This is a genomic window from Nonomuraea monospora (assembly GCF_039531895.1).
Lineage (GTDB): Bacteria > Actinomycetota > Actinomycetes > Streptosporangiales > Streptosporangiaceae > Nonomuraea > Nonomuraea monospora.
This window is the reverse complement of sequence record NZ_BAAAQX010000014.1, coordinates 69,219-83,825: the sequence shown is the minus strand read 5'-3', so window position 1 is coordinate 83,825 and position 14,607 is coordinate 69,219. Positions and strand designations below refer to the sequence as shown.

The 14,607-nt window shown below is 68.1% G+C and carries 13 protein-coding genes and 1 pseudogene; 9 read left to right on the top strand and 5 right to left on the bottom strand.

The genetic code is table 11. The annotated features are described in order from the left end of the window. Nucleotides 1-83: 83 nt before the first annotated feature. On the top strand, nucleotides 84-509 hold the full coding sequence (locus ABD331_RS26550; protein WP_344479902.1) for a hypothetical protein: 426 nt from the start codon (nucleotides 84-86) through the stop codon (nucleotides 507-509). A 15-nt stretch (nucleotides 510-524) separates the two neighbouring features. Here the strand turns inward: ABD331_RS26550 and ABD331_RS26545 are convergent. Both ABD331_RS26545 and ABD331_RS26540 read right to left on the bottom strand, forming a co-directional pair. Next, nucleotides 525-908 (bottom strand): annotated as a pseudogene (locus ABD331_RS26545) (response regulator transcription factor); the annotation flags it as partial. Between the two features lie 118 nt (nucleotides 909-1,026). Continuing rightward, a complete protein-coding gene (locus ABD331_RS26540) occupies nucleotides 1,027-2,577 on the bottom strand; it encodes a hypothetical protein (RefSeq protein ID WP_344479899.1) in 1,551 nt (516 codons plus the stop codon). Between the two features lie 561 nt (nucleotides 2,578-3,138). Between ABD331_RS26540 and ABD331_RS26535 the strand changes: the two genes are divergently transcribed. Then, entirely contained in the window at nucleotides 3,139-3,420 is a 282-nt protein-coding gene (locus tag ABD331_RS26535; protein WP_344479897.1) for a GntR family transcriptional regulator, read from the top strand. A 291-nt stretch (nucleotides 3,421-3,711) separates the two neighbouring features. Here the strand turns inward: ABD331_RS26535 and ABD331_RS26530 are convergent, their stop codons facing one another. From ABD331_RS26530 to ABD331_RS26520, 3 genes are read right to left on the bottom strand one after another with little or no spacing between them, the layout of a single operon-like run. Next, nucleotides 3,712-4,452: a succinate dehydrogenase/fumarate reductase iron-sulfur subunit gene (locus tag ABD331_RS26530; RefSeq protein WP_344479895.1), complete on the bottom strand. Its 741-nt coding sequence runs from the start codon at nucleotides 4,450-4,452 to the stop codon at nucleotides 3,712-3,714. Then, the gene (locus ABD331_RS26525; protein ID WP_344479893.1) at nucleotides 4,449-6,371 is read right to left on the bottom strand and encodes a fumarate reductase/succinate dehydrogenase flavoprotein subunit; all 1,923 of its coding nucleotides are present in this window, start codon (nucleotides 6,369-6,371) and stop codon (nucleotides 4,449-4,451) included. Before ABD331_RS26525 ends, ABD331_RS26530 begins: the two co-directional genes overlap by 4 nt. After that, nucleotides 6,368-7,123 carry a succinate dehydrogenase cytochrome b subunit gene (locus ABD331_RS26520; protein WP_344479891.1) on the bottom strand — a complete coding sequence of 252 codons (756 nt, stop codon included), beginning with the start codon at nucleotides 7,121-7,123 and terminating at the stop codon, nucleotides 6,368-6,370. The genes ABD331_RS26525 and ABD331_RS26520 overlap by 4 nt, the downstream gene beginning before the upstream one ends. Before the next feature lie 132 nt (nucleotides 7,124-7,255). Between ABD331_RS26520 and ABD331_RS26515 the strand changes: the two genes are divergently transcribed. The 7 genes from ABD331_RS26515 (at nucleotide 7,256) to ABD331_RS26485 (ending at nucleotide 14,586) form a co-directional block, all read left to right on the top strand. Continuing rightward, a complete protein-coding gene (locus tag ABD331_RS26515; RefSeq protein WP_344479889.1) occupies nucleotides 7,256-8,185 on the top strand; it encodes a LysR family transcriptional regulator in 930 nt (309 codons plus the stop codon). 31 nt (nucleotides 8,186-8,216) lie between these two features. Further along, nucleotides 8,217-9,353 (top strand): PP2C family protein-serine/threonine phosphatase, encoded by a 1,137-nt coding sequence (locus ABD331_RS26510; RefSeq protein WP_344479887.1) that lies wholly within the window; start codon nucleotides 8,217-8,219, stop codon nucleotides 9,351-9,353. Further along, nucleotides 9,350-10,501, top strand: a complete 1,152-nt coding sequence (locus tag ABD331_RS26505) for a sensor histidine kinase (protein WP_344479885.1) — start codon at nucleotides 9,350-9,352, stop codon at nucleotides 10,499-10,501. The genes ABD331_RS26510 and ABD331_RS26505 overlap by 4 nt, the downstream gene beginning before the upstream one ends. Continuing rightward, on the top strand, nucleotides 10,498-10,938 hold the full coding sequence (locus tag ABD331_RS26500) for a response regulator (RefSeq protein WP_344479882.1): 441 nt from the start codon (nucleotides 10,498-10,500) through the stop codon (nucleotides 10,936-10,938). The genes ABD331_RS26505 and ABD331_RS26500 overlap by 4 nt, the downstream gene beginning before the upstream one ends. A gap of 202 nt (nucleotides 10,939-11,140) precedes the next feature. Then, a complete protein-coding gene (locus ABD331_RS26495) occupies nucleotides 11,141-11,926 on the top strand; it encodes a hypothetical protein (protein ID WP_344479880.1) in 786 nt (261 codons plus the stop codon). A 12-nt stretch (nucleotides 11,927-11,938) separates the two neighbouring features. Next, nucleotides 11,939-13,840, top strand: a complete 1,902-nt coding sequence (locus ABD331_RS26490) for a fumarate reductase/succinate dehydrogenase flavoprotein subunit (protein ID WP_344479878.1) — start codon at nucleotides 11,939-11,941, stop codon at nucleotides 13,838-13,840. After that, on the top strand, nucleotides 13,837-14,586 hold the full coding sequence (locus ABD331_RS26485; RefSeq protein WP_344479875.1) for a succinate dehydrogenase/fumarate reductase iron-sulfur subunit: 750 nt from the start codon (nucleotides 13,837-13,839) through the stop codon (nucleotides 14,584-14,586). The genes ABD331_RS26490 and ABD331_RS26485 overlap by 4 nt, the downstream gene beginning before the upstream one ends. Nucleotides 14,587-14,607 lie beyond the last annotated feature (21 nt).

Here is a 14,607-nt window from a genome sequence, read left to right as displayed (position 1 = left end):
CATCTCCAGCCTCGGCATCAAGCTGGACCGCCGGTTTCCGCGGCGACTTCCTCCACCGCCGACTGCTCGCCGACTGCGCCAGGATGCGGGTCAACGTCCCGCTGCTCGAACTGCTCCGCGAGATCAGGGCGCTCGCCTCGATCGTCGTGGCCACCGACAACATGGACTGCTTCGCCGAGACCTTCAGGCGGCTGCGCGGCGGGCGGCGCCCCACGGGCCGCGGCTCGACGGAGACACTGGCCTGGTGGGCCTCCGACTGTGACGACCTCATCTCTTCCAGCGACGTCGCGGTGCTCAAGGACGAGGACGCCGCCAGGTTCTTCATGCCCTGGCTGAGCCGGCACGGTATGACGTTCCGGGACGCGCTGCTCATCGACGACTCCACGAGCTGCTGCGCCGCCTTCCGGGAACAGGGTGGGACCGCTCTGCGCTGGAGGATGGGCGACGACGACCTCAGTGGGGTCGCCACCGTCCTGAACGGATGGCTCGGCCACGCCCCCAAGCCATAGACCGCCAGGCCCGGCTCACGCCAGCCAGTCATGCTCACGCGTGTACCGCGCCGCTTCGTGCCTGGTCCGGGTCTGGGTCTTCTGCATCTCGCTGGAGAGGTAGTTGCGCACCGTACCCTCCGCCAGGTGGACCCGCGAGGCGATGTCGGCGAGCGACTAGCCTTCGCCGGTCACCCGCAGCACGTCCAGCTCGCGGTCCGTGAGCGGGCAGTCGTCGATGATGGCGAGGGCGGAGACGTCCGAGTCGATCCATCGCCTGCCCTCGTGCAGGGTCCTGATGACCGAGAGGATGTGCGCCGGCTCGGCGGACTTGCTGACGAAACCCTGCACCCCGAGCTTGAGCGCCCTGCGCAGCACGCCGGGTCTGGCATGGCGGGTCAGCATGAGGATCACCTGCTCGATCTGGCTGGCGATGGCCGTACACACGGTCAACAACCTGACGCTGCCGCTGCTGGTGTGCTTCACCGGGACGGCCGGGCTGGGGACGGCGGGCTGAGCGGCTCCTGGCTGCGGCGGCTCATACCCTCAAAACTGTGACCTGGCGACCGGAGGGGGTGGTCGCCTGTTCGAAGGCGCCGCGTTCCTGCCACGGCGGGGCCTCGGGGCGGCGGTCGAAGATCACCAGGACGCCGGTGGTGAGGGTGAGCCGGTCGAGGTAGCGGTCGAGCTGGGCGAGGCCGTCGGGCTTGGGGTCGTTCTCGCCTGCCCGCCAGACCTTCAGCTCCATGGCCTCGCGCTGCATCAGCCGTTCGCCGTCCGGACCGGGGTGGGGCCAGCGGAGCAGTACGTCCAGGCGTTCGGTGCCGGCGGCGTACTCCGGGTCGAGGTAACCGCCACCGTCGAGGAGGCGATGCAGGAAGGCCATCAGGCTGATCTGGCAGGCGGCCTCGCGGTATCCCTCCTGCTGAGTGAGTACCTCGCCGTGCTCACGCCAGAACAGCACGAACTCCCGCAGCAGGAGCGGCAGGTCGAAGCGGCCGTCCGGCAGCACGAAGCTGTGCGGGTCGGCCATCACGCAGTATTCCAACGAATGGCCCAGCTTCCGGAGGATGGCCTCCCGGTAGATCGGGTTGGCCACCGCCGGCGGCGGTTCCCGCGTGATCAGGCCCAGATCACGGACGTAGGACAGGTCGTCGGACGAGGCCTGCTCGGCAAGGGGCCAGCTGCCGGACAGGATCGGTTCGATCACTCGCTCCACCCCGGGCTCACGCAACTGCGCCATGAGGGCGTCCAGATGGACGGGCCGTTCCTGGATCAGCCGCTCCTTGGCGTCCTCCACCTCGTCGGCGGTGACTGCGCCGGTCACCTTCATGTCGAAGGTGATCTTGGAGGCGAGGGCGTTGACCAGCCACGGTTGTCCCTGGGTCAGCTCAAAGACCCGGTCCACCGCGTCCTTGGTGAACTCCTGACCGGTCGCTTGGGTGTGCTGGCCGTACAGCTCGGCGACGTCGTCGGCGGCGAAGCCGCCCAGGCGCAACGAATCCTCGACGAAGTCGAACGGGCCGCCCGCGTACTCACGCGGGTCGCGCAACCCGCACAGCACTACGGACGTGGGGAACGGATGGCCCGACTGCCGGGCGTTGTGACCGTCGCGGAGCTGGCTGAGGATGCTCACCAGGCTGTCGCCCCGCAGGGCGCCGATCTCGTCCATGAACAGCACCACCCGGCGTGGGCTGCGGCGGCACAGCTCGCTCAGCGCTTCGAAGAACCGGCTGCCCGCCGTGGCCTGCGGAGGCAGCGGTTTCTCCGGCCATCCCGATCGTTGCGCGGCCTCGTGGAGGGAGTGCAGCAGCAGTTCCTCCGTGGCGGCGTAGTCGTCGCCGAACACTACGGCGCTCTCGCAGGAGAACATCAGGGCAGCGAAGTCGCCCTCGGCGGTCAGCTCGGAGGCCAAGGCGTAAAGCGTGGTCGTTTTGCCGGTCTGCCAGGGCGCGTGCAGCACGAAGTAGCGGCCCATCTCGATGAGCGTCCGCGCCTCGGGAAGCCGTGGCGCGGGAGGCAGCATGTAGTGGCGTCGGGGGTCGCACGGGCCTGTGGTGTTGAACCACATCACGGGAGGTATCCGCATGACAACAGCCTGTCACACTGGCGGACAGGTGTACCACAGGGACAGCGGAGAGGCTCCGGAGGCTCCTGGAAAGCGGAACAGCTGAGCCCATACGGTCGTTCACCCCAGCATGCGGTCCGGGACGATGGCTGCCGCTTCTCAGCAAGGGTGGTCACCGGACGTGCCCATCGAGCAGGGCCGCCCAGAGGGTCCAGGCGTCGTTGATCGACATGACGCTTGTCTCGTGTATCTGGTGTCCAACGGCGAGTTGCACTGTACGGCGGAGGAGTCCTCTGCTGCCGCTGGAGCACAGCTCGTACACCGTGGCGCGGCAGTGGCATGTCCACGCGAGCGGACGTAGTCGCTCAAGCGCACCGCGTGGATGCAGCCACTCCAACCGCACATGCTCTGCCCGGAGTGTAGGGACGTGTTGGCTCACGCACTGGCCGAGCGCGAGGGCGCGAAGCTCTGAAGGCGTCATGGCAGGCACCGTACGTTTCCGAAGCCATAGCAGGCGATGGATGGCGTGCCATGGCGCGCTATCCATCGCCTCTCGGAGCACGCCGCCCTAGGGTTGCTGCGGTGGTGGAGTTGCAGGTGAATCAGGCCCGGTGGCGGCGAGTTCACGCGATCATCGCCGAGCGCATTCGCAGGGGTGAGTACAGGGCGGGGGAACGCATCCCGTCCTTGGTGGACCTCATCGAGGAGTTCGGGATCGCCAATGTCACCGGGCAGAAGGTCATGCGGGCGCTTCGTGCCGACGGACTGATCCGTACAGAGCCTGGCATGGGTAGCTTTGTCACTACTCCCGAAGAACGCAAGGAAATAGAGGCCGAGCAGGCGAAGCGCTCGAAGCCTGAGTGACCCTTCTGCCGAAGCCACCGGCCAGGCTTTCGAAGAACACGTCATCGGTGGGTAAGAACCCAGATCCCTACATGAACCAGCGACTCCGGCCCCCCACGGTCAGGGTGGGCATTCGACGGCCCACCACCTACACGGGTAAGGGGTGGGCCGAGTCGCCGAAGGCGTGGGGTGCGCCGCGAGGCGCCACAATCAAAAACAGCCTGATGCCCGCCAGGGCGAAGCCCTTTGTGCGGGGCGGGCATCAGACGGTGACCCACTCAAACGGGCAACGGGTGGGCGAGCCCGGCCCACCTACTTGGCGTTGGCCTTGAGGTAGTCGCTGTTCATCTGGGCGATGGTGTCCAGCGGAATCCCCTTCGGGCAAACCGCCGTGCACTCTCCAGTGTTGGTGCAGCCGCCAAAGCCCTCAGCGTCCATCTGGTCCACCATCGCCTTGGCCCGGGTCAGCCGCTCAGGCTGCCCCTGCGGCAGCAAGCTGAGGTGGGTGATCTTGGCTGCGGTGAAGAGGGACGCGGACCCGTTCGGGCAGGCAGCGACACAAGCCCCACACCCGATACAGGTGGCCGCGTCGAAGGCGGAGTCCGCAGCCTCCTTCCGCACAGGAACGCTGTGGGCGTCCGGCGCGGACCCGGCCGGCACGGACACGAAGCCCCCCGCCTGGATGATGCGGTCGAACGCGCTCCGGTCCACCACCAGATCCTTGACCACCGGGAACGGTGCCGCGCGCCAAGGCTCGATGGTGATCTCGGCGCCGTCCTCGAAGTGCCGCATGTGGAGCTGGCAGGTCGTGGTGGCGCGCTGTTCGCCGTGGGCGACGCCGTTGATGACCATGCCGCACATGCCGCAGATGCCTTCGCGGCAGTCGTGGTCGAAGGCGATCGGGTCGTCGCCTTCGAGGATCAGCTTCTCGTTGAGGACGTCCAGCATCTCCAGGAACGACATGTCCGGGGACACGTCCTCAACCTTGTACGTCACCATGCGGCCCTTGTCCGAGGGTCCGCTCTGACGCCATACGCGCAGGGTCAGATTCACTTGTAGCTCCGCTGGGTCATCTTGACGTACTCGTACTCGAGCTCTTCCTTGTGCAGCACCGGCCCCTCAGGGGAGTGCTCCCAGGCCGAGACGTGCGCGAAATGCTCGTCGTCGCGCAGCGCCTCGCCGTCAGCGTCCTGCGACTCGGCGCGGAAGTGGCCGCCGCAGGACTCCGTACGGACGAGGGCGTCCAGGCACATCAGCTCGGCCAGGTCGAAGAAGTCGGCCACCCGGCCGGCCTTCTCGAGCACCTGGTTGAGCTCTTCGGCGGTGCCGGACACCTTGACGTTCTGCCAGAACTCCTCGCGCAGCTCGGGGATGCGCTCCAGGGCCTTGCGCAGCGACTCCTCGGTGCGCTCCATGCCGCAGTAGTCCCACATGAGCTTGCCGAGCTCGCGGTGGAAGGAGTCGGGGGTGCGGGTGCCGTTGACGGCGAGCAGCCGGTCGATCCTGGTACGGACCTTGATCTCGGCTTCGGCCACGGCCTCCTCGTCCACGTCCCCGTAGGGGCCGTTGGCGAGGTAGTCGCCGATGGTGGTCGGTAGCACGAAATATCCGTCGGCGAGGCCCTGCATCAGCGCGGACGCGCCGAGGCGGTTGGCGCCGTGGTCGGAGAAGTTGGCCTCGCCGATGACGAACAGGCCGGGGATCGTGGACTGCAGGTCGTAGTCCACCCACAGGCCGCCCATCGTGTAGTGCACGGCGGGGTAGATGCGCATCGGCACGTCGTACGGGTTCTCGCCGGTGATGCGCTCGTACATCTCGAAGAGGTTGCCGTACTTCTTCTCGACGGCGTCGCGGCCGAGGCGGTTGATCGCGTCCCGGAAGTCCAGGTAGACACCCAGGCCGCCGGGGCCGACGCCGCGGCCCTCGTCGCAGACGTTCTTGGCGGCGCGGGAGGCGATGTCGCGCGGCACCAGGTTGCCGAAGCTCGGGTAGATGCGCTCCAGGTAGTAGTCGCGCTCCTCCTCGGGGATGTCGCCGGGGGCGCGCTCGTCGTTCTTGCGCAGCGGCACCCAGACGCGGCCGTCGTTGCGCAGCGACTCCGACATGAGCGTCAGCTTCGACTGGTACTCGCCGGACACCGGGATGCAGGTCGGGTGGATCTGCGTGTAGCAGGGGTTGGCGAAGTACGCGCCGCGCTCGTGCGCCCGCCAGATGGCGGTGGTGTTGCAGCCCTTGGCGTTGGTGGACAGGAAGAACACGTTCCCGTAGCCGCCGGTGGCGAGGACGACGGCGTCGGCGAGGTGGCGCTCGATCTCGCCGGTGACCATGTCGCGCACGATGACGCCGCGCGCCCGCCCGTCGGAGATGATCAGGTCGAGCATCTCGTGCCGGGTGTGCATCTCGACGGTTCCGGCCGCGACCTGGCGCTCCAGCGCCTGGTAGGCGCCGAGCAGGAGCTGCTGTCCCGTCTGGCCGCGGGCGTAGAAGGTGCGGGAGACCTGGGCTCCGCCGAAGGAGCGGGTGTCGAGCAGGCCGCCGTACTCGCGGGCGAACGGCACGCCCTGGGCCACGGCCTGGTCGATGATGTTCACGGAGACCTGCGCGAGGCGGTAGACGTTCGACTCGCGGGCGCGGAAGTCGCCGCCCTTCACGGTGTCGTAGAAGAGGCGGTAGATGGAGTCGCCGTCGCCGCGGTAGTTCTTGGCGGCGTTGATGCCGCCCTGCGCGGCGATGGAGTGGGCGCGGCGCGGGGAGTCCTGGTAGCAGAAGGACTTGACGTTGTAGCCCAGCTCGCCCAGGGTCGCCGCGGCCGAGCCGCCCGCCAGGCCGGTGCCGACGACGATCACGTTGAGCTTGCGCTTGTTGGCCGGGTTGACCAGCTTGGCGCTGAACTTGCGCTTCTCCCACCGCTCCTCGATGGGCCCTTCGGGCGCCTTGGTGTCCCTGATCTCGGAACCTTCGGTGTACTTCACTTGACAACTCCGAACGTGATCGCGAGGGGCGGGACCAGGAAGCCGATCACCAGGACGAGGGAGAGCAGCCCGGCGGTGGCGCGCAGCGCCTTGTTGCGGTCCTTGTTGGCCCAGCCGAGGGTCTGGAAGGCGCTCCAGACGCCGTGGCGCAGGTGCAGGCCGACCATGGCGACGGCCACGACGTAGATGAGCGTGACCCACCAGCGGGACGGGTCGAAGCCGTCGATCATCCGGTCGGCCGCGGACGAGGCGGTGCCCGCCGGGTTGACGACGCCGAAGGTCAGGTCGAGCAGGTGCCAGATCACGAAGAGCACGATCGTCACGCCGCCCCATCGCATGATGTGCGTGGCGTAGCCGTTCGCCTGCGACTTCTTGGCCACGTACTTGACGGGCCTGGCCTTGCCCGCGCGGCGGGACAGCGAGATCGCGGCCCACATGTGCAGGACGACCGCGATGACGAGGCCGATCTCCAGAAGAGTCAGGATCGTGCGGTACGGCGCGAACGGCTCCAGCAGCGTGCGCAGCCAGTGGGCGTACTCGTTGAAGGAGTCACGGCCGAAGAAGATCTTCAGGTTGCCCAGCATGTGCAGCACGAGAAAGCTCACCATCACGGCGCCCGTGACGGCCATGACGACTTTCTTGCCGTTGGACGAGCTCAGGAACCCGCCTGGCTTCTTCGGCGTTGGAGTCTTCTTGGAAGCAGGGGTGTTAACAGGCGCGGTGGCGGAGCCGCGCTCTATCGTGGCAGTCACGTTTAAACGCTAGGTATCCAGCGATGATCCGTCCAAGTCATGATGGGCTTGGTTTCGATAGCCTAAGGCTATGATGTGGGCAGGCGCGGCTTTTACCGGCCGCTTACGCCGCGCCGGTGCGAGGAATATCACATGCAGTTTCAGCAGCTCGCGTACTTCGTGGCGGTGGCGGAGACCCGGCACTTCACCCAGGCGGCCGAGCGCATGCGGGTCGCCCAGCCGTCGCTCAGCAAGCAGATCAAGGCGCTGGAGGACGATCTCGGCGCCCGGCTGTTCTCCCGGGCGCGCGGCAACGTCACGCTGACGGCCGCCGGTGAGGCGCTGCTGCCGCTGGCCCGCCGCATCCTGGCCGACGCCGACACCGCCAGGCAGGAGGTGGCCCAGCTCGCCGGGCTGCGCCGGGGCCGGGTGCGGCTGGGCGCCACGCCGTCGCTGTGCGCGGGGCTGCTGGCCGACGCGCTGGCCCGCTTCCACCGCGCGTACCCGGGCATCGAGCTGCTGGTCGAGGAGGGCGGCTCGCGCGACCTGGTCAGGGCGCTGGCCAGGGGGCAGCTCGACCTGTCGCTGATCATCATGCCGCTGCAGAGCGACGACCCCGCGCTGGTGACCGAGGAGATCCTGCGCGAGAACCTGGTGGTCGTCTCGCCGTCGCACGAGCAGATCAAGGGCCCGTACCTGCACATCGAGGACCTGCGCGGCAGGCCGATGGTGATGTTCAGGCGCGGCTACGACCTGCGGGAGGCCACGCTGACGGCGTGCCGGCAGGCCGGGTTCGAGCCGCGGTTCGCGGTGCAGGGCGGCGAGATGGACGCGGTGCTGCGGTTCGTGGAGGCGGGGCTGGGGGTGGCGGTGGTGCCCTCGATGGTGCTCGACGGCCGGCCCGGTCTGCTGGGCACGCCGCTGGCGCCGCCGGGGCTGAGCCGTACGATCGCGCTGGCCCACCGCAAGGACGTCGAGCCGACGAGGGCCGCGCAGGCGTTCAGGGAGACGCTGCTGGCGTTCGTGGTCGAGGCCGGTCACGAAGGCACGCTTCCACAAGGGGTGGCGCTCATCGCAGAATGAGCAACAAGAACGCACAACCCTGAGAGGCGTTTTGACGGCAAATCTCTCGGAGACGCTGACGCTGCTGCTCATCGAGGACGACGACGGAGACGCCTTCCTTGTCGAGGAGTTGCTGAAGCAGGCCATGGCGCCGCCCCGGATCTTCCGGGCGCGGAGCCTGAGCGAGGCCAGGACGAAGCTGACCTCCCAGATCCAGTGCGTGCTCGTCGATCTCTCCCTGCCGGACGCCAGCCGCCTGGAGGCGCTGGACGAGGTGCTGGCGATCGCCTCACCGCACACGGCCGTGCTGGTGCTCACCGGGCTGAGGGACGTGCACGTCGGCGTCTCGGCCGTCCAGTCGGGCGCGCAGGACTACCTGGTCAAGGGCGATGTGGACGCGCGGCTGCTGGTCCGCTCGATCAGGTACGCGATGGAACGCAAACGCGCCGACCTGGCGCAGCTCAAGCTCGTCAAGGCGGAGCTGACGGCCAAGGAGAACGCCCGGCTGGAGGGCGCCCTGCTGCCCGACCCGCTGCTGCGTACCACCGCCATCGAGCACATGACCCGCTACCTGCCGGGCAGCGGCGGCACGCTGGCCGGCGACTTCTTCGACACCGTGCAGACGCCGGACGGCTCGGTGCACGTCATGGTCGGCGACGTGTGCGGGCACGGCCCCGACGAGGCCGCGCTGGGGGTGGCGCTGCGCATCGCCTGGCGCACGCTGGTGCTGGCCGGGCAGACGGGTGACACGCTGCTGCGTACGCTCGACACGCTGTTGCGGGCGGAGCGCAAGGCGCCCGAGATCTTCACCACCCTGTGCATGGCCACGATCAGCCCTGACCTGTGCTCGGCCAGGATGCGGGTGGTCGGTCACCCGCCTCCCGTGCTGGTGCGCGACGGCGCGGTCGAGGTGGTGCAGGGCACGCCGTCGGGGCCGCCGCTGGGCATCTTCCCTGACGCGTCGTGGTCGGTGATCGACGTCCCGCTCGGCGGGCAGTGGTCGATGATGCTCTACACCGACGGCCTGATCGAGGCGGCCGTGGGCGAGCCCAGCAAGTTCCTGGGCGTGGACGGCCTGGTGGAGCTGGTACGCGAGCACGGCGCCATCGACCTCGACCGGCTCATCACCCATGTGGGCACGTTGAGCGACGACCTGGCGGTGGTCATGTTGCGGAGGAGAACTGGATGAGCATTCACCCGCTGCCGCCGCCCAAGGCGCCCACGGGGCTGGGCAGGCTGCCGGTCGCCCGCTGGTTCGTGGTGATCGGGGCGCTGGCGGCCGTCACGTTCGCCGCCGGGGTCGCGATCGTCATGACGATGAGCAGCCAGGCGGAGGCGCTCAACCCGCGCCCCGACGTGGCCGCCCAGCTCGACCGGCTGAACGCGGCCCTGATCGTGGTGTTCGCCCTGCTGCTGGCGCTGGGCGTGGCGCTGGCGTCGGTGGTGCGGTACGCGGTGCTCAAGCCGATCGACCAGCTCACCGCCCAGGTCCGCACGGTCGCGGGCGGCGACTTCGACCACGACCTGCACGTCGACCGCCCGGCGGAGCTGGCGGAGCTGTCCAGCCACATCGACTCCATGCGCGCCCGCATCGTGGCGGCCTGGCGGGTGGCCACCGACCAGACGGAGGAGCTGCGCAGGTCGAACGGGGAGCTGGAGCAGTTCGCGTACGTGGCCAGCCACGACCTCCAGGAGCCGCTGCGCAAGGTGGCCAGCTTCACCCAGATGCTGGAGCAGCGCTACGGCCCGCAGCTCGACGAGCGGGCCAGGCAGTACATCCACTTCGCCGTGGACGGCGCCAAGCGCATGCAACTGCTCATCAACGACCTGCTCGACTTCTCCAGGGTCGGCCGGGTGACCGGCGAGAAGGGCGAGATCGACTCCGGCGAGACGCTGGACCGGGCGCTCGACAACCTCTCGGCCACGATCGAGGACTCCGGCGCCACCGTCACCCGCGACGAGCTGCCCCGCGTCCACGGCAACGAGCTGCAGCTCACCCAGCTCTTCCAGAACCTGATCGAGAACGCCGTCAAGTTCCGCTCGGAGGAGCCGCCGCGCGTGCACATCGGGGTCAGGCGCGACGGCGACCTGTGGGAGTTCAGTTGCGCCGACAACGGCATCGGGGTCGAGCCCAAGTACGCCGACCGCATCTTCCTCATCTTCCAGCGCCTGCACCCGCGCGACGTGTATCCAGGGACCGGCATCGGGCTTGCCCTGTGCCGGAAGATCGTCGAGTATCACGGCGGGCAGCTCTGGCTCGACGGCGACTCCGGCTCCGGCGGCCACGGCGCCACGTTCCGCTGGACGCTACCCGTGGTGGAGGCGAGTGATCGATGAACGGCTGGCGGCCGATCGAGGTGCTCCTGGTGGAGGACGACCAGGGCGACATCCTGCTCACCAAGGAGGCCTTCGACCTGAACAAGGTGCGCAACCGGCTGCACGTGGTCAACGACGGCGAGCAGGCGATGGCGTTCCTGCGCCAGGACGAGGGCTACGCGCAGGCGCCGCGGCCCGACCTGATCCTGCTGGACCTGAACCTGCCGCGGATGGGCGGGATGGAGGTGCTGCGTGAGGTGAAGGCGGACGTGATGCTCAGGACGATCCCGGTGGTGATCCTGACGACGTCGGAGGCGGAGGAGGACATCCTGCACAGTTACCGCCTGCACGCCAACGCATATGTCTCGAAACCGGTGGATTTCGAGCAATTTATCCGTGTTGTCCGGCAAATTGATGATTTTTTCGTGACTGTGGTGAAGTTGCCGGTGCAGGGGTAGCGGCCTGACGCGCGTACGTGACAGGAATCACAGTCAGTCATCGAAAAAGTGAGTGACCCCGCTCACAAATCTCGATCCTGTCGTCGTAACGTATCCCCCACCAACGCGCGCCCGAGCGGGATTCCGCCGTATGAGCGCGCCCAGCGAAACGAAACCCGGACCCCCTGCGCAGAAGGGTCCGCGGGAGGTGGAGAGGTCCGCGATGACCCAGACGACGCCCGACGCTCCGGTCCGACGGCAGCGTGCGCAAGTCAAGGTGCGCACCCTGCGCACAGACAGATGGTGGCTGGCCCCGCTCCTGACATTCCTCGGGCTCAGCTCGTTCCTCATCTACGGTGTATGGGCCATCATCGACACCAGCTACTTCGTCGATCCCTACATCGCCCCGTTCGCCTCGCCCTGCCTGGCGACCTCCTGCGAGGAGGGCGCGCGCTTCCTGGGCTGGGCGCCGATCGGCGACTGGTACGCCCTGCCGCCCGGCCTGATCATCCTCGGCCTGCCCGGCGGCTTCCGGCTGACCTGCTACTACTACCGCAAGTCCTACTACCGCTCGTTCTGGCTGTCCCCGCCGGCGTGCGCGGTGCAGGAGCCGCACGGCAAGTACACCGGTGAGCGGCGCTTCCCGCTCATCCTGCAGAACATCCACCGGTACTTCTTCTACGGCGCCATCGTGATCGGCCTGATCCTGGCCTACGACGCCATCCTGGCGCTCGTGCACAAGCCGCTCGGCCTGGGCTCGTGGGTCCTGATCGCCAACGCGGTGCTGATCAACGCCTACACGCTGTCGTGCCACTCCTGCCGGCACATCACCGCGGGACGCCTCAACCACTTCTCCCGCCACCCGCTGCGGTACCGGGCCTGGACGTTCGTCTCCAAGCTCAACGCCAAGCACCAACCCCTCGCGTGGGCCTCGATGTTCTCCGTCATGGGCGCCGACCTGTACGTCCGCCTGGTGGCCAAGGGCATCATCGCCTTCCCGTACGCGTAAGGACAGCTTTCAGTGGAAAACACGCACAACACAGAGCGCCACGAGTACGACGTCGTCGTCATCGGCGCGGGCGGCGCCGGCCTGCGAGCCGCCATCGAGGCCCGCCAGCAGGGCAAGCGCACGGCGATCGTCTGCAAGTCGCTGTTCGGCAAGGCGCACACGGTCATGGCCGAGGGCGGCGCCGCCGCCGCGATGGGCAACGTCAACCCCGACGACAACTGGATGGTGCACTTCCGTGACACCATGCGGGGCGGCAAGTTCCTCAACAACTGGCGGATGGCCGAGCTGCACGCCAAGGAGGCCCCCGACCGGGTGTGGGAGCTGGAGGCCTGGGGAGCGCTGTTCGACCGCACCAAGGACGGCAAGATCAGCCAGCGGAACTTCGGCGGGCACGAGTACCCGCGGCTCGCACACGTGGGCGACCGTACCGGGCTGGAGCTCATCCGCACGCTGCAGCAGCGCGTCGTCGCCCTCCAGCAGGAGGACTACGAGACGCACGGCGACTACGAGGCCTACATCAAGGTCTTCGCCGAGTGCACCGTCACCCGGCTGCTCAAGGACGGCGACGCGATCTCCGGCGCGTTCGGCTACTGGCGCGAGACCGGCAACTTCGTGCTCTTCGACGCCCCCGCCGTGGTGCTCGCCACCGGCGGCATCGGCAAGTCCTACGTCGTCACGTCCAACTCCTGGGAGTACACCGGCGACGGCCACGCGCTGGCCCTGCTCGCCGGCGCGAACCTGATCAACATGGAGTTCATCCAGTTCCACCCCACCGGGATGGTCTGGCCGCCCTCCGTGCGCGGCATCCTCGTCACCGAGTCCGTCCGCGGCGACGGCGGAGTGCTGCGCAACTCCGAGGGCAAGCGCTTCATGTTCGACTACATCCCGGACGTCTTCAGGGACAAGTACGCCACCACCGAGGAGGAGGGCGACCGCTGGTACACCGACCAGGCCAACAACCGCCGCCCCCCGGAGCTGCTGCCGCGTGACGAGGTGGCCCGCGCGATCAACGCCGAGGTGAAGGCCGGGCGCGGCTCGCCCCAGGGCGGCGTGTTCCTCGACGTCTCCACCCGGCTGCCCGCCGAGGAGATCAAGAAGCGGCTGCCGTCGATGCACCACCAGTTCAAGGAGCTGGCCGACGTCGACATCACCGCCGAGCCCATGCAGGTGGGCCCCACCTGCCACTACATCATGGGCGGCGTCGAGGTGGACGCCGACAGCGGCGCGGCGGCCGTGCCCGGCCTGTTCGCGGCCGGCGAGGTCTCCGGCGGCATGCACGGCTCCAACCGGCTGGGCGGCAACTCGCTGTCCGACCTGCTGGTGTTCGGGCGCAGGGCGGGCGCGGGCGCGGCCACGTACGTGGACTCGCTCAAGGCCAGGCCCAAGGTGCTGCCCGAGCAGGTGGAGTCCGCCAGGGAAGAGGCGCTGGCGCCGCTCGACCGCAGCGGCGAGAACCCGTACGAGGTGCACCACGAGCTCCAGCGCACCATGAACGACCTGGTCGGCATCATCCGCAAGGCCGAGGAGATCACCGAAGCCCTCGGCGTCGTGGAGAAGCTCAAGGAGCGCGTGCGCATGGTCGGCGCGGCCGGCTCGCGCATCTACAACCCCGGCTGGCACCTCGCGATCGACCTGCGCAACATGGTGCTGGTGTCGGAGTGCGTGGCGCGCGCCGCGCTCAAGCGCGAGGAGAGCCGCGGCGGGCACACCCGCGACGACTTCCCCGGCATGAACCCCGGCTGGCGCCGCAAGCTGCTCGTCTGCTCCACGCAGGACGGCTCCTCCGTAAAGGTGGAGGAGCAGGAACAGCCGCCGATGCGCGACGACCTGATCACCCTGTTCGACCGGGACGAGCTGCAGAAGTACCTCACCGACGAAGAGATGGCCGAGTTCGACGGGATAGCGAAGTCATGAGCTACAAGGCAAAGTTCAAGGTCTGGCGCGGTGAGGGCGGCGAGGGCAGGCTCGAGGACTTCACGGTGGAGGTGAACGAGGGCGAGGTCGTCCTCGACATCATCCACCGCCTCCAGGCCACCCAGGCGCCCGACCTCGCCGTCCGGTGGAACTGCAAGGCGGGCAAGTGCGGCTCGTGCAGCATGGAGATCAACGGCAAGCCGCGGCTCGGCTGCATGACCCGGATGTCCACCTTCTCCGAGGACGAGACCATCACGGTCACGCCGATGCGGACGTTCCCCGTCATCAAGGACCTCGTCACCGACGTCTCCTACAACTACCAGAAGGCCCGGGAGGTGCCCTCCTTCACGCCGCCGAGCGGGGTGCAGCCGGGCGAGTACCGGATGAAGCAGATCGACGTGGAGCGCTCGCAGGAGTTCCGCAAGTGCATCGAGTGCTTCATGTGCAACAACGTCTGCCACGTGATCCGCGACCACGAGGAGAACAAGACCAACTTCTCCGGTCCCCGCTTCCTCATGCGGATCGCCGAGCTGGACATGCACCCGTACGACGTGGCGGACCGGCAGGAGGAGGCCCAGGAGGAGCACGGGCTCGGCTACTGCAACATCACCAAGTGCTGCACCGAGGTCTGCCCCGAGCACATCAAGATCACTGACAACGCGCTGATCCCGATGAAGGAGCGCGTGGTGGACCGCAAGTACGACCCGCTGGTGTGGCTGGGCAACAAGATCCTCAGGCGCAAGTAGCGATGAGAAGGGCGGGGCCGG

Bases quoted from the DNA above. Each gene is read 5' to 3' on its own strand.
- ABD331_RS26515 (WP_344479889.1), top strand. From the start codon at position 7,256: ATGCAGTTTCAGCAGCTCGCGTACTTCGTGGCGGTGGCGGAGACCCGG.
- ABD331_RS26505 (WP_344479885.1), top strand. From the start codon at position 9,350: ATGAGCATTCACCCGCTGCCGCCGCCCAAGGCGCCCACGGGGCTGGGC.
- ABD331_RS26500 (WP_344479882.1), top strand. From the start codon at position 10,498: ATGAACGGCTGGCGGCCGATCGAGGTGCTCCTGGTGGAGGACGACCAG.
- ABD331_RS26540 (WP_344479899.1), bottom strand. From the start codon at position 2,577: ATGCGGATACCTCCCGTGATGTGGTTCAACACCACAGGCCCGTGCGAC.
- ABD331_RS26485 (WP_344479875.1), top strand. From the start codon at position 13,837: ATGAGCTACAAGGCAAAGTTCAAGGTCTGGCGCGGTGAGGGCGGCGAG.
- ABD331_RS26495 (WP_344479880.1), top strand. From the start codon at position 11,141: ATGACCCAGACGACGCCCGACGCTCCGGTCCGACGGCAGCGTGCGCAA.
- ABD331_RS26550 (WP_344479902.1), top strand. From the start codon at position 84: ATGCGGGTCAACGTCCCGCTGCTCGAACTGCTCCGCGAGATCAGGGCG.